16 protein-coding genes are annotated in these 14,059 nt (G+C 62.4%); 9 read left to right on the top strand and 7 right to left on the bottom strand.

Annotated elements, in window-relative coordinates:
- Positions 1–50 precede the first annotated feature (50 nt).
- Positions 51–1,079: a DNA recombination protein RmuC gene (locus AC3LCN_RS00490; protein ID WP_488648131.1), complete on the top strand. Its 1,029-nt coding sequence runs from the start codon at positions 51–53 to the stop codon at positions 1,077–1,079.
- A 68-nt stretch (positions 1,080–1,147) separates the two neighbouring features.
- On the top strand, positions 1,148–1,318 hold the full coding sequence (locus AC3LCN_RS00485) for a hypothetical protein (RefSeq protein WP_488648130.1): 171 nt from the start codon (positions 1,148–1,150) through the stop codon (positions 1,316–1,318).
- Between the two features lie 135 nt (positions 1,319–1,453).
- Here AC3LCN_RS00485 and AC3LCN_RS00480 read toward each other — a convergent pair whose 3' ends face one another.
- From AC3LCN_RS00480 to AC3LCN_RS00460, 5 genes are read right to left on the bottom strand one after another with little or no spacing between them, the layout of a single operon-like run.
- The gene (locus AC3LCN_RS00480; protein ID WP_488648129.1) at positions 1,454–1,900 is read right to left on the bottom strand and encodes a cytidine deaminase; all 447 of its coding nucleotides are present in this window, start codon (positions 1,898–1,900) and stop codon (positions 1,454–1,456) included.
- Positions 1,900–2,232 carry an AzlD domain-containing protein gene (locus tag AC3LCN_RS00475; RefSeq protein ID WP_488648128.1) on the bottom strand — a complete coding sequence of 111 codons (333 nt, stop codon included), beginning with the start codon at positions 2,230–2,232 and terminating at the stop codon, positions 1,900–1,902. Before AC3LCN_RS00475 ends, AC3LCN_RS00480 begins: the two co-directional genes overlap by 1 nt.
- Positions 2,229–2,930: an AzlC family ABC transporter permease gene (locus tag AC3LCN_RS00470; RefSeq protein WP_488648127.1), complete on the bottom strand. Its 702-nt coding sequence runs from the start codon at positions 2,928–2,930 to the stop codon at positions 2,229–2,231. The genes AC3LCN_RS00475 and AC3LCN_RS00470 overlap by 4 nt, the downstream gene beginning before the upstream one ends.
- On the bottom strand, positions 2,927–3,412 hold the full coding sequence (locus AC3LCN_RS00465; protein ID WP_488648126.1) for a nitroreductase/quinone reductase family protein: 486 nt from the start codon (positions 3,410–3,412) through the stop codon (positions 2,927–2,929). The genes AC3LCN_RS00470 and AC3LCN_RS00465 overlap by 4 nt, the downstream gene beginning before the upstream one ends.
- On the bottom strand, positions 3,413–4,105 hold the full coding sequence (locus AC3LCN_RS00460) for an MIP/aquaporin family protein (RefSeq protein ID WP_488648125.1): 693 nt from the start codon (positions 4,103–4,105) through the stop codon (positions 3,413–3,415). It lies immediately after the preceding gene.
- A gap of 228 nt (positions 4,106–4,333) precedes the next feature.
- Here AC3LCN_RS00460 and AC3LCN_RS00455 point away from each other — a divergent pair, with 228 nt between their 5' ends.
- On the top strand, positions 4,334–4,696 hold the full coding sequence (locus AC3LCN_RS00455; protein WP_445844399.1) for a zinc-ribbon domain containing protein: 363 nt from the start codon (positions 4,334–4,336) through the stop codon (positions 4,694–4,696).
- A 61-nt stretch (positions 4,697–4,757) separates the two neighbouring features.
- Here AC3LCN_RS00455 and purB read toward each other — a convergent pair whose 3' ends face one another.
- Positions 4,758–6,065 carry an adenylosuccinate lyase gene (gene purB, locus AC3LCN_RS00450; protein WP_488648124.1) on the bottom strand — a complete coding sequence of 436 codons (1,308 nt, stop codon included), beginning with the start codon at positions 6,063–6,065 and terminating at the stop codon, positions 4,758–4,760.
- On the bottom strand, positions 6,062–7,372 hold the full coding sequence (locus AC3LCN_RS00445; RefSeq protein ID WP_488648123.1) for an adenylosuccinate synthase: 1,311 nt from the start codon (positions 7,370–7,372) through the stop codon (positions 6,062–6,064). The genes purB and AC3LCN_RS00445 overlap by 4 nt, the downstream gene beginning before the upstream one ends.
- Before the next feature lie 119 nt (positions 7,373–7,491).
- On the opposite strand from AC3LCN_RS00445, the gene AC3LCN_RS00440 reads away from it, so the two are divergent.
- The 6 genes from AC3LCN_RS00440 (at position 7,492) to AC3LCN_RS00415 (ending at position 14,056) form a co-directional block, all read left to right on the top strand.
- Positions 7,492–8,973 (top strand): cryptochrome/photolyase family protein, encoded by a 1,482-nt coding sequence (locus AC3LCN_RS00440; protein ID WP_488648122.1) that lies wholly within the window; start codon positions 7,492–7,494, stop codon positions 8,971–8,973.
- A gap of 65 nt (positions 8,974–9,038) precedes the next feature.
- Complete coding sequence (locus AC3LCN_RS00435; protein ID WP_488648183.1) at positions 9,039–9,143, top strand: DUF2256 domain-containing protein; 105 nt, start codon at positions 9,039–9,041, stop codon at positions 9,141–9,143.
- Complete coding sequence (locus AC3LCN_RS00430) at positions 9,115–10,686, top strand: cryptochrome/photolyase family protein (RefSeq protein WP_488648121.1); 1,572 nt, start codon at positions 9,115–9,117, stop codon at positions 10,684–10,686. Before AC3LCN_RS00435 ends, AC3LCN_RS00430 begins: the two co-directional genes overlap by 29 nt.
- A gap of 50 nt (positions 10,687–10,736) precedes the next feature.
- Complete coding sequence (locus AC3LCN_RS00425) at positions 10,737–11,960, top strand: MFS transporter (protein WP_488648120.1); 1,224 nt, start codon at positions 10,737–10,739, stop codon at positions 11,958–11,960.
- A 9-nt stretch (positions 11,961–11,969) separates the two neighbouring features.
- A complete protein-coding gene (locus AC3LCN_RS00420) occupies positions 11,970–13,010 on the top strand; it encodes a phosphotriesterase family protein (RefSeq protein ID WP_488648119.1) in 1,041 nt (346 codons plus the stop codon).
- Positions 13,011–13,015: 5 nt separating this feature from the next.
- Complete coding sequence (locus AC3LCN_RS00415; protein ID WP_488648118.1) at positions 13,016–14,056, top strand: phosphotriesterase family protein; 1,041 nt, start codon at positions 13,016–13,018, stop codon at positions 14,054–14,056.
- The last annotated feature ends 3 nt before the right edge of the window (positions 14,057–14,059 follow it).

The following is a 14,059-nucleotide window of genomic DNA, read 5'->3' as shown; positions in this document are numbered from 1 at the left end:
TTCCCCGCTGTGCCAAACAGTCGGCACACTGATCAGGCAAGATGGCGGGCATGAACGATCTACTCGTCCCAATCGCCGCACTCTTCACCGGAGTTGCCGCCGTCGCATCGATCTATGCAGCGCTCCGCGCTGGGCGCCCAACTCCGCCCGACCAGAGTGCCGCCATTCAGGCCGCACAGCTCGCCGCCATGGTGCAGGGACTCGTCACGCAGTCCAATCGCGATCGAGAGAGCGTGCAGCAGGCGCTAGCGGCTGGCGCAAAGGGCACCACAGAGCAGCTTCAGCAGGTTGGCGAACGCCTCGGCATCATTGATCGGGCCCAGCAGCAGATCGAAGAGTTGAAGGGCCAGGTTGTCGACCTGGTCGGCATCCTCGGCAGCAACCAGGCGCGCGGCGCGTTTGGCGAGGTCCGCCTGGAGCAGATCGTTGAAGATGTGCTCCCCGCCGAGCTCTACGAATTCCAGGCAACCCTCTCAAATCGTGCCCGCGTTGACTGCCTCATCCGCTTCGGTGAGCGTGGCGGTGACCTCGCTGTTGATTCAAAGTTTCCACTTGACTCGTATCGCAGCATGCTCGCCGCTAGTGACGACGCCACGCGGATCGTTGCTGAGCGCCAGTTCAAGGTCGACGTAAAGAAGCATATTGACGACATCTCGTCGAAATACCTCATCAAGGGCGAAACGCGCGACCTCGCCCTGATGTTCATCCCGGCGGAGTCCATCTACGGCGAGCTGCTGCAGCACTTTGCCGATCTGGTGGAGTACGCGAGCAAGAAGCGCGTCTACCTCGCCAGCCCGAATACGATTCATGGTTGGCTGACCAATCTCCGCTCGGTCTACATCGACACCAAGATCGCCGCGCAGGCCTCCCTCATTCAGCGTGAGGTGCGCCTCATCCTCGACGACGTGGGCAGGCTCGGCGAGCGCGTAGAGAGCCTTGAAACGCACTTCGGGCAGGCGAGCAAGGACATCGAGCAGATCAAGATCTCCTCAAAGAAGGTGCTTGACCGAGGCGAGAGGATTGAGCGGGTAGAACTCAGCGCTGGCGACGATCCGGCAGCCCCAGCCCTTAACGATTGAGTTATATCGGTGAATCGGCTACCGTTTTCAGCAGGGCTGAAGTTCAGCTCAGACGTTAGGGAGGAAACATGGATTCGAAGAACCTGTACATCTTGGCTGCAGTAGCCAGCCTCGCACTTTCACTCGCGCACTATTTTGGTGTCGGCTTTGTCCAGAACACCCAGACCTCAATCTACATCGGCCTGTGGGTTCCAGCGATCCTTTCGCTCGGCACCCTGCTCGCCAAGAAGAGCAAGTGAACGACCCGATCGTCTTCGTGCTTGGTTTCTTGGTAAGTCTTCCAGTTCTCTGGGCGGCGTATAAGGATCTTCGCAGCTAACGCTGACGATCAGATAAGGGCGCCTCGTTGTGGCTTATGCCGCGGCGGGGCGTTTTTATTTGCCAATGTTCTCCGGGCCGAAGGAGTTAGGCAGGAGCAGATCGAACGGGTAGCGATTGATTCGCAGGATCCCGAGCCGCTCGTCAAGGTTGACGGCAACGATCGGAATTGAAAGCGACGCCGCGAACTCGCGAATTCTCTGGCGGCAGATGCCGCACGGCGCCGGCGCCTCCGCTGGTGATTGCACCGCAAACGCGAGAGCGACGGCACGTGCATCGGTGGCTAGGCGCATTGCATTCATCGTGTGCTGTTCAGCGTGCACCGTAAGGGTGTAGTCGACACCCTCCATGTTTGCACCAACGTGAATGCCGCCGTTCTCGTCGGCTGCGGCAGCGCCAACCGTGTAACCGGAGTACGGCGCGTATGCGCGCGGACGAATGGCACGCGCCGCGGCAACGAGCTTCACTTCAATCGGCGTGAGATCTGCTTCGGTGATTAACATCAGTTGCGAATCGTAGCGCGCAGCGCGAGAACGGTAATGACAGACACCAACATGCCGATGAGGAGGCTGCCTCGCCAGCGGCCCGCAGCACCGCCAGCGAACACGGCGACCGCTTCCGGACCGACGGCGAACGTACCGCCCTGCACAAACACTGATGCCGCAGCGATTGCGCCCAGCACCGCTGGGCCGATCAGCCGCAGGTACTCGAGAACGACGGGCGGCAGGCGATCAATGCCAGGGACCAGCATCGGCAGTGCGCGCGCGACATACGTGCCGAGCCCACCAAGGATCGCGAGTGGAACCAGGTCAGTGCTCAAGAGGTCGTTGTTCACGCGTGCCTCCGAAAGAGTGCGAGCCCTGCGAGTGGCCCAACCAGGCCACCGATCATGATTGCTGCACTCGGATCAATCACGAGCGCCGCAGCGACTGCGCTGACACAACCAACGAGCAGTGCAACAAGCGCAGCACGATCCTTCACAAGGCCGATGGCGAGCCCAGCCATCGCCGCGGGGAAGACCACATCGAGACCGATGGTGGCGGGATCAGGCAGTGCTGCACCGGCAAGCCATCCGGCGATTGTCGCGAGGTTCCAAGGGATGAAGATCGTGAACCCTGCATACCAGGCGCCTCTCACGTCAATACGCCCAAGGCGCGCAATGTGTGCCGTCGTGAGGGCGAACGCTTCGTCGGTGAGCAGATAGGCGAGCCCCGCCCGAAGCTTCAGCGAGAGCTTCGTGGTGTACGGAGCGACAGAGGCGGAGTAGAGGAGGTGCCGTGCATTGAGTAGCCACACCAGCAGCACGATCGATGGCCACGGCGTGTTGACGACCAGGAGCCCAACGGCGGCAAATTGCGACGCGCCAGCAAAGAGGATCGAACTAAAGGCGATTGCCTCAACGAGAGAGAGCCCACCCTGGCGCGCGGTAAAGCCGAAGATGCCGCCAACGATGATGGCGATGGCCCAGATGCCAAGCGAGTCAACTACGAGGCGCGTGCGCGCCGTGCTCAGTGCGGCAGCAGCCCCGCTCATTTAGGCGTTGGCTCAAGAATGACAACCGGAATCTCACGCGACGTCTTCCGCGCATACGCTGCATAAACGCCGTACGTCGCATCGTCCGTTGCGCGCAGGTAGCTCAGGCGTTCCTCGCCAACGGCAATGCGCGCGCGATACGGGCGTCGGAAGCGCTTGTAGATGATCGTCACGGTCGCCTCGGCCTCAATGTTGCGATACCAGGCGGGATGCCCTTTGCGACCGTAGTTGCTCGCGATCACCACAATGCGCTCACCGTCAGGGAGATAGGTCAGTACTACGCGACGTGGCGTACCGCTCCGTCGCCCGATCGTCTCCAAGATGATTCCCGGCCGTCCACCAAGGTTGGGTGACACCCAACCGTTGGTAGCAAGCGCCAGGCGTGCGTGGAACGGCGCAACGAGTCCAATCAGTCGACCGAGCCAGCGCTGTGCCCCCTTCAGCCACGAAGGGCGCCGTGCCGCCCAATCGTCGCCTGGCATTTAGCGCTCGGCGAAGAGGTAGCGAACGGAGAGCGCGGCGACGACCGCGCCGATGAGCGGCCCCACGATGTAGACGACGGCGGCCGATAGGTCGCCAAGCGCCAACGCAGGGCCGAACCAGCGCGCCGGGTTCATTGCCGCGCCGGTGAGCGGTCCGCCCACCATGATTTCGGCGATAATCACGCCGCCAATGAGGAGTGCACCGAGCTGTGGGGCGCGCTTATCAACGGCGGTTAGCAGTACGGCGTAGACCAACACGGCAGTGAGGACCGCCTCGATGGCGATCGCCGTGGCCTGGGTCAGGCCAGCAGCAACAGCGGGTGATCCGCCACCTGCAATCGACCAGGCGGTGTCACCCGACTCGAAGCCGCCAAAGGCGAGCTTGAGGGCGAACCCAGCGGCGACGGCGCCGACCAGTTGGGCCACGATGTAGCGAATCCCCTCAATGGTTCGGACCTTGCCAACCAGCCAGAGGGCCACGGTTACCACCGGGTTGAACTGCCCGCCACTGATGGGGGCGAAGGCGGTGCCAAGGGCGGCGAGGGCGAGGCCGTGGGCGAGGGCGATGCCGATCAGGCCGACCTCCCCGCCGGTCTGGGCATTCATGATCACCGCGCCCGCTCCGAGCACGAAGAAGAGGAAGGTGCCGATCGCCTCAGCGGCGAGTGCGGCGACGAGGGTTCGACTGGGCATTCGTAGGGACCTCCACGAGTCTTCGGGGGGCCAGCGGCACCCCGTTGGGCCTGATCATAGGGCAGCCCCTATGAGAGATGAGCGGGATGCCGTATGCTACGGAGGTTCCCCGGGCTTCGGTGGACATAAGCACGCACGCACGCGACCGAGATCAGTCAACCGTTCCCATCCAGGGCTCGCGAGACCAGCATCGGACCACGAGGCGAGCCAGCACTAGGAGTGAACGGAATGTACACAGACAAGAACTTGGTCTGCATGGATTGCAGCCAGGAATTCGTATTCACAGCGCGGGACCAGGAGTTCTACGCTGAGCGCGGCTTCACGGAGCCAAAGCGCTGCACACCATGCCGCAATGCCCGTAAGGCGCAGCGCGAGGGTGGTTCAGCGGGTGGCGGCTTCGGCGGCTACACCGGTGGCAGCTCTTACAGCGCCGGCGGCTACGGCGCCCCACGCGCACCTCGCGGACCACGCGAGTTGCACCCAGCAACCTGCTCGGATTGCGGCAAGGAGACCATGGTCCCCTTCCTGCCAACCAGCGGCAAGCCGGTTTACTGCGACAACTGCTTCTCGACCCGACGCCCAGCGCGCTGAGTCCAGTAGCTCTTTGAGCAACCCGGACGGCCGGGACCCTTCGGGGTCTCGGCCGTTCGATTTATCCCCGAGTTTCTAATTGAGCGAGTCGGTCAACGAGTAGTGCTGCATGCACCGTTGCGGCGCCGTAGTCAAAGAGCTTGAGCAGCGCGCCGCTGCTGAGTGCAGCGGCAATGCTGGCATCTGCCAGACACACTTCATGTAGCTGTCGGTTGCCATCGCGCGCGCTCGTCGCCGCAGCTTGCACAATTGAATAGGCGGCATCGCGCTGCATCCCCGCATCAACGAGTGCCGTGAGTAGCCGCGATGCGGCGTGCAGCCCGAGCCCAGCCGTAAGGTTCTCCTTCATCCGCTCGCGGCGAATCTCTGCGCCATCGATTACACCGTTGAGCGAATCCGCCATGAAGGCGAGGAGCGAGGTTGCATCGGGCAGAAGGATTCGCTCGGCGGAGCTGTGGCTGATGTCGCGCTCGTGCCAGAGTGGCTGGTTCTCCATTGCCGCTGCGGCGTAGCCACGCAGGAGGCGAGCGAGACCGGCTATCCGTTCGCTCTTGATCGGATTGCGCTTCTGCGGCATTGCTGAGCTACCAGCCTGACCAGTGCGGAACGGCTCGCGCATCTCATCCACCTCGGAACGCTGCAGATGGCGGATCTCGGTAGCGATTCGCTCAAGCGTGCCACCGGCGATGGCAATCGCACTCACGAAGGCGGCGTGTCGGTCGCGCTGCACAATCTGGGTGCTGGCCTGATCGGCGCGTAGGCCGAGCGTCGCCAATGCGATCTGCTCAATCTCAGGGTTGATCTGGCTGTAGGTGCCGACAGGCCCGGAGATCTTTCCCGTCGCCGCTTCGGCGGTCGCAAGCGTGATGCGCTCACGTGCCCGTGCAACTTCAAAGGCCCAGTTCGCCATCTTGGCGCCCATGGTGGTTGGCTCTGCGTGCATGCCGTGCGTGCGCCCAATGATGATCGTGTCGCTCTCCTCACGCGCACGGCGAATGATCGTTGCGAGTAGAGTTGCGAGACCTGCATCAATGAGCGCAGCGGCCTCACGCATCTGCAGTGCGAGCGCGGTGTCCACAACGTCGCTGCTGGTGAGGCCGTGGTGAATCCACCGCCCCTCTGGGCCAACGCTCTCCGCCAGCTGGTTCACGAAGGCGACGACGTCATGATCAGTAGTTCGCTCCAACTCGTTGATGCGTGCGACGTTAACCTTCGCCTTGGCACGAATCACTGCGACGGCTTCGGCTGGGACTTCACCCGATGCAGCCTGCGCGTCAAGCACCGCAAGTTCAACCTGTAGTGCTGCACTCCAGCGAGCCTCATCGCTCCAGACCGCCGTCATTGACGGCGTGGCGTAGCGGGGGATCATCGCTTGGCGTGGCGTAACGGGCGCCAGGCGCGCTCAATGGTTTGCGTGCGCTCGGGGCCAACAGAGAGGAGCACGATCGGCGCACTGGCAATCTCTTCAAGTGCCGTGACATAGCGACGGGCGGTCTCAGGGAGGTCGGCCATCGCGCGAACGCTGGTGATCTCCTGTTCCCAGCCAGGGAACGTTTCGTAGATTGGCTTCGCGCGTGCAAGCTCAGCACTCGACGTTGGCCAGCGCTCAACGCGCTTGCCGTCGATCTCATACGCAACGCAGAGCAGAATTTCAGGAATGCCCGAGAGCACGTCAAGCTTGTTCAACATGATGCTCGAGACGCCATTCAACTCAAAGGCGTAGCGGAGTGGAACGGCATCGTTCCAACCGACACGGCGACGGCGACCAGTGGTCGTGCCAACCTCATGACCAGTGACGGCGATGCGCTCGCCGATTGCGTCGGTGAGTTCGGTGACGAATGGGCCAGATCCGACACGTGTGGCGTATGCCTTCATGACGCCCATCACCTCATCAATCTGGAGTGGAGCGATGCCGCCTCCAGTGGTGGCGCCTCCCGCAATTGGATGCGACGAGGTGACGAATGGGTAGGAGCCGTGATCGAGGTCGAGCATCGCCCCCTGAGCGCCTTCAAAGAGGAGGTGCTCCTTACGGGCGTAGGCACGCTGCACCAGGTCGTTCGTGTCGGCGATGTGTGGACGGAGTCGCTCGCCCCAGGTGGTAATGAGCGCAGCAATCGCGTCGGCGTCAACCGCGTCGGCGTAGTCGACGACGCCGAGCGCGGCGAGGAGTGCGCGCTTCTCAGGGAGCACGCGTGAGAGGCGCGTCGCGGCTGAGGCTGGATCCAAGAGATCCTCAACGCGAAGGCCGAGTCGAGCGGCGCGATCCTCATAGGCAGGTCCGATGCCACGCTGGGTGGTGCCCACCTTGTCTCCAGCGAGCGCGCTCTCACGGGCTTTGTCGAGCGCCACGTGATACGGCAGGATCAGGTGTGCTGCGTGGCTGACGCGCACCTTCGAGATATCGATGCCACGACTGATCAGCCCATCAAACTCCCGAATTAGCGTGGCGGGGTTGACGACCACCCCTGGCCCGATGATCGGGGTGATGTGCCCATAGAGGACGCCCGAGGGGACCAGGTGCAGCCTGAAGGTGTCGCCGCCGATGACGATCGTGTGGCCAGCGTTATCGCCACCCTGATAGCGAACGACCGTCGAAACCTGCTCGGCGAGGAAGTCTGTGGTCTTCCCCTTCCCCTCGTCGCCCCACTGGAGTCCGACGATCACGCTCGCAGGCATAGCCCCCCGCTCTCGGTTGCTTGGATGCTGCCGGGCAACGCACGGCGGGGGGATCGTACCCCGTCACCGCCCCGAGAGGGAGCCCCGCGGCGCGGGTAAGGTGCGATGATCTACCGACGATGCCACACCCCCCAGTGATCCTTTGGTTCCGCCGAGACCTTCGCCTTGCCGATCACCCCGCACTGGTGGCGGCGGTGGCAGCAGCCAAGGAGCGGGGCGCACCCCTCTTGCCGATCTTCATCTGGGAACCCGGCCTCATTACTGGCAAGCTGTCGAGCGCCAACCGCACCTGGTTCCTGCGCGAGAGCGTCACAGAACTCGCCGCCAGCCTGCGCGCCATCGGCTCGGACCTCATTGAACTGCAGGGGCCAGCCACTACCGCACTCCCACTGTTGGTTAGCGAGTTGCGTGCCGCAGGCGGCACTGGAGAAATTGACCTCTTCATGACGCGCGACCACACTCCGTTCGCGCGAGAGCGCGATCACGCCGTTGCGGATCTGCTCACACCACTCGGCGTGAAACTGCATGCGAAGCGTGGCCTCGTTGTGGTGGAGCCAGAGGAGTTGCTGACCGGTGGCGGCACACCATACGGCGTCTACACGCCGTATTTCCGCCGATGGCTCGAGCAGGTTGACGCGAGCGCGCCACTCCCAGCGCCGAAGAAGCTTCCACCACTACCAACACCAACTCCAACTTCCACCGTTGATCGGACGCTCCTTGATGCGCATGCGGTGCCAACCGCGCAGATTGATCAACTCCCTGTGCCAGGTGAACGCGCTGCGCGCAAATACGCCGATGCGTGGCGCAAATCAATTGACAAGTATGCAGACCGGCGCAACACGTTGGCCGACAACTCTGGAACTAGCCGCCTCTCGGCGGCGCTGCATATTGGGCTCCTCTCCGCGCGTGAACTTGTTGTGCGACAACTTCCACTACCGCCAGTGCAAGAGGGTGAACGATCTGGTGAGCGAGTCTGGGTGAGCCAGATCGCCTGGCGTGACTTCTATACACAGGTGCTTTGGCACGCGCCGCATGCCGCGAGCAGCGCGTGGCGTCCAAGCTACGACGCAATCAAGTGGAGCAGCGATCAGCGCTTACTGGAGGCGTGGAAAAGCGGCAAGACCGGCTACCCCGTTGTTGATGCAGGGATGCGCCAACTCGCAGCGACCGGCTTCATGCACAACCGCGCGCGCATGATCACCGCATCATTCCTAACAAAAGACCTGCTGATTGATTGGCGTGAGGGGGAGGCGCACTTCTTGCGACATCTTGTCGACGGTGATATTGCCGCCAACAATGGTGGCTGGCAGTGGTGTGCGGGGAGTGGCACTGATGCGCAACCGTACTTCCGCATCTTCAATCCGGTGACGCAGGCGGGAAACTTTGATCCCGATGGTGAATATGTGCGCCGCTGGGTGCCAGAGCTTGCAGCTCTGCAAGCGCCCGCGATCCATGCGCCGTGGGCGCATCCAAAGGCGCTTGCAGAGGCCGGGATCACCCTCGGCGAACAGTATCCAGGGCCGATCGTCGATCACGCCGAGGCGCGTCAACGAACGCTTGCGGCGTACAGCGCGGCGCTGAAGCCAGAGAGTGGCCAATAGCTGTGGGCGGCGCACGACGTGAACCACGGCAGCCGCATCGACCGCCGAGCGAACGCCCAGAAAAGATTTGCGTGGTGTGCGGCCGACCGTTCCAGTGGCGCAAGCGCTGGGAGCGTGTTTGGGACGAGGTGAAGTATTGCAGTGACGCCTGTCGTCGCAGGCGGTCGTAGCGTGAACCACCTCGTAGTTCTAGGAGATCAGCTCACTGACCAGGTTGGCCCACTTCGCGCGTATCTTGATGGCAGCGCCAAGTTCGCCGATCCAATCCTCGTCTTAGAGATCACGGGCGTGCGGCACGAGGCACGACACGTGCAGGCCGTGGTGCTGCAGGTCGCGGCGCTACGAGGGTTTGCGGCAGAGCTTCAGGGGCGCGGGGCTCCAACCGAGGTCATCAAGGCTCCCACCCTGGGCGAGGCACTCGCCGCCGCCCAGGAGCGGTATCGGCCGTCCGGCGTCACCCTGATGGACCCTGCGCAGCCTCAGGACCTCGAGGCGATTCAGGCATGGTCCGCTGCGAGCGGTACGCCCGTGGAGGTCGTCGAAAATCAGCTCTGGCTCACCACCGTGGCTGAATGGGAGGCGTTCAAGTCGGGCCGAAAAGAGCTCCGCATGGAGTACTGGTATCGACGTGTGCGCAGTGCGCGTGGCTGGCTGATGGAGGAGAGCGCGGGGAAGAGCGAACCGATTGGCGGCACATGGAACCTCGACAAGGAGAATCGGAAGCGCCTCGTCCCTGGCACCGACGTGCCGACACCGCCGTATGCAGCAGTCACGCCACTCGTACAGTCGGTGATTGATGAAGTACTTAAGGAGTCCTCAACGCTCTTTGGCGAGTCAACCACACTGATCTGGCCGACAACCCGGCGTGAGGCACTCGCTGCACTCGACGCATTTTGTGACGATCGGCTGGCCAACTTTGGCCCATACGAAGATGCTATGTCGAAAGAGCATGAGCATCTCTTTCACTCGCTCCTGTCACCAGCGCTCAACCTTGGCCTGATCACTCCTGCCGAAGTCTGCGAGCGTGCAATACAAACGCATGCCGATCGGAAGAAAGAGATCCCCCTCTCGAGCATCGAAGGGTTCATCCGCCAGATCCTCGGTTGGCGCGAATTCATGCGCCACGCATATCGCGAGTATTGGCGAGAGTGGCAGACCGACAACGGCCTGAACGCCCATGAGGAGCTGCCTGAGCTCTACTGGTCGGGAGAGACGAAGATGGCCTGCATGTCGCGCATCGTCAAAACGCTGCAGCGAACGGGACACGTCCACCACATCGAGCGCCTCATGGTGCTCGGCAACTTTGCACTCCTCTTCGGCGTGCAACCGCAGCAGGTTGACTCTTGGTTCCTGGAGGCATTTGTCGATGCGCTGCCGTGGGTCGTTACGCCAAACGTCGTGGCCATGAGTCAGTTTGCGGATCTGGGTCGCATCACGAGTAAGCCGTACATCTGTGGCGGCGCATACATCTCGCGTATGGGCGACGACTGCAAATCGTGTTTCTACAACCCAACCGAATCGGTGGGCGAAACGGCCTGTCCGTTTACCACCATGTACTGGGAGTTCATTGATCGTCACTCGGCACGGTTCGCGAAGAATCCACGCATGGCAACACAGGTTCGCTCCTGGTCTGCGCGGCCAGCGGGTGTCCGCAAAGAGATCCTGGTACGCGCAGCCGACGTTCGTAGCCGTGCTAAGGCTGGTGATCTCTGATCCGAACCAGCACGATCCCGTGGCAGCGGATCGTCACCATCTACGTGCTGGTGCAATTCGCTGAGATCTTCGGCGTCGCCATGATCTATGCCTACCTTCCGCTCGCACTTGAAGGGGCTGGGGTACCACTGCGTGATATCGCGACAGTGTCGGGCGCAGCGACAGCGGGTATCTTTATCGTTGGTGCACCGCAGGTGCCGATCTGGCTGGCCATCGCCGAGTTGCGATCGCGTCGACTCGTCATCGTGCGCAGTGGACTGATTGCGCTGATCGCACTTATCGCCTTCGCCCTCGCGCAAGAGGCGTGGCAGTTGATCGCCGCAACGCTCGCCCTCGGCTTCTGGCTCGGCAACACCGGCGTCATGCTGGCGACGATTCGTGAGGTTTCGCCAGAGCACGCACGCACCAGGTCGATCGCTCTCTTTAGCGCCGCGGCACCGATGGGCTTCGCACTGGGGCCACTCCTCGCCGGCGCAATGATTGACGGCCTGGGCCTCTCGCTTGCGGCACCGATCATGGTCGCGGCGCTGCTCAATGCTGCACTCATCGTGGCCAACATCGTGGCAATCCCTGACGTACGACCGCACCACCCGCCGACGGGAGGCGTGCTCGAGGTGGCCCGCCGTGGCCTTCGCGAGGTCTTCGCCGACCGCAAGATTCGTGCGGGATACCTGGTGCTTGGCCTGGCTATCGCCGGGGAGCGCATGCTCCGCCCTGTCTTCCCGCTACGGATTGCCGAGGTGGTGATTGGCCCCTCGATTACGGGAATAGCCGAACCGCTCGCCGCCCCTGGCGTGGCGGGCGCCGTTGGCCTACTGACAGGACTCTCGGCGCTGGGGGGCGCCCTCGTTGCGCCGCTCCTCGCTACACGCCTGGTGCCGCGCATCGGCGCCCCGCGAGTGATGGCGCTCGGCTTCGCCGCCGCGGCGGTTGCCGCTGGCACAATGATCGTTGTCTCAACGGCGTTCGGCCTTGCCCTCTCGAATACGCTCCTTGCTGCGGCATCGGCGCTGCTGCAGGCGATGGTCTTCACCTGGCTGGCCAACTCCGTCACCGAGCGCCGTCGCACCGCCGCGCTGAGCCTCTCGCTCTTCCCCCTCTACGCCGGTGCCGTCGTTGGGCCACTGATCTCATCAGCCGCCGCGCTCATTGGCACGCCACGGCCGGGTGATGCGCTTGCACTCACCCCCATCTTTCTTGGGTCGGTGCTGCTTCTCGCGCTCGGGATCGTCGCCGTGCGCCGCCTCCCCGCGGGAGACCACAACGCACGCTAGTCTGCGCACATGAAGCAGGTAGAGAGCGTTCTTGGCCCCATCAGCTCCGCAGACCTCGGTCTGACGCTGACTCACGAACATCTTCTGAACGACGTCCTCTCCTGGTGGCATCCGCCACTCGACGATTCAGCGCGATCGCGCGAACTGGTCGACGAGAAGGTTTCCATCACCAACATCTGGGAGCTGAAGCACGACCCGTTCATCAATAAAGACAACTGCTCCATGCAAGACATTGAATTGGCCATCAAGGAGGTGCAGCGATTCGTTGATCAGGGCGGAAAAACGATCATCGAGACGAGCGCCGACGGCAACGGCCGTAGCCCCGAAGGGCTTGCCACGATCAGCAAACGAACCGGCCTCAACATCATCATGGGGACGGGCTACTACCTCGACGGATCGCAGCCAGAAGCGAACGACGCTAAGAGTGAGCATGACATTGCTAACGAGCTGATTCGCGACATTACCGAAGGGGCACGCGGCACAGGGATCAAGTCGGGGATCATTGGTGAGATTGGCGTCGGCAGTGAGTTCACCGCGCGTGAGCGCAAGTCACTCGCCGGTGCCTGCATCGCCCAGCGCGAGACGCATATCCCAATGCAGGTGCACATGCCCGCCTGGTTCCGCTACGGCGATGAGGTGCTCGATTTCTGCGCAGCCCACGGCGTGCCAATGGAGAGCATCGTGCTCTGCCACTCCAATCCGAGTGGTGACGATCACGAATACCAGACGCGTCTGCTGAAGCGTGGTGCCTATCTGCAGTACGACATGATCGGCATGCAGGTCTTCTACGCCGACCAACAGGCCTCGTGCACGAGTGACGAAGATGACGCGCGCAACATTGCACGCCTAGTGCGTGACGGCTTCGGTCAGAAGGTGCTGATGTCGCAAGACATCTTCCTCAAGAGCCTCCTGCGCTCCTACGGCGGCCCAGGCTACGGGCACATGGTTGAGTTCTTCCTGCCGCGACTCGCCCGACACGGCGTGCCACTGGAGCAGGGAATCGCGATGATGACCGCGAATCCGCGTCAACTCTTCGAATCGGCGAGCTAGCCGCCATGGTCAAGATCCGAACCGTCACCGGCGAGATAGATAGCGCCGACATGGGCCTCACCCTCACGCACGAGCACCTACTCGGCGACGTGACCTCCTGGTGGCACCCGCCATTCGACGATTCAGCGCGATCGCGCGAGCTTGTCGACGAGAAGGTCTCCATCAGCAACATCTGGGAGCTCAAGCACGACCCGTTCATCAATAAAGACAACCTCATTGTTCAAGACGTTGAACTTGCCATCAAAGAGGTGCAGCGGTTTGCAGACCAGGGCGGCAAGACGATCATCGAGACGAGTGGCTATAACGATGGTCGTAATCCTGAGGGGCTTGCCACGATCAGCACACGCACCGGACTCAACATCATCATGGGAACGGGTTACTACCTTGACGGGTCACAATCCGAAGCGAACGACGCCAAGAGCGAACGCGACATCGCCAACGATCTCATTCGCGACATTACGGAGGGTGCACCTGGCACCAAGGTGAAGTCGGGAATCATTGGTGAGATTGGTGTGGGTAGTGAGTTCACGGCACGAGAGCGCAAGTCACTTGCTGGTTCGTGCATTGCACAGCGCGAGACGCACCTACCGATGCAGATCCACATGCCCGCCTGGTTCCGCTTAGGCGACGAGGTGCTCGACCTCTGCGCGGCACACGGCGTGCCGATGGAGAGCATCGTGCTCTGCCACTCCAACCCGAGTGGCGACGACCATGAGTATCAGACGCGTCTGCTCAAGCGCGGCGCCTATCTGCAGTACGACATGATTGGCATGCAGGTCTTTTACGCGGATCAGCAGGCGTCGTGCAGCAGCGACGAAGACGATGCGCGCAACATTGCCCGCCTGGTGCGTGATGGGTTCGGCCAGAAGGTGCTGATGTCGCAAGACATCGGCTTGAAGACGCTGCTGCGCTCGTACGGCGGTCCAGGCTACGGCCATCTGGTCGAGTTCTTCCTGCCGCGACTCGCCCGGCACGGCGTGCCGCTCGAGCAGGGAATTAGCATGATGACCGCGAGCCCACGTCGGCTCTTTGAAGAGGCAAGCTAACCA

The sequence above is a fragment of the Candidatus Limnocylindrus sp. genome, assembly GCF_040397215.1.
Taxonomy (GTDB): Bacteria; Chloroflexota; Limnocylindria; order Limnocylindrales; family Limnocylindraceae; genus Limnocylindrus.
Note: the sequence above shows the minus strand (reverse complement) of the source record. Positions and strands in the feature narration are given on the sequence as shown.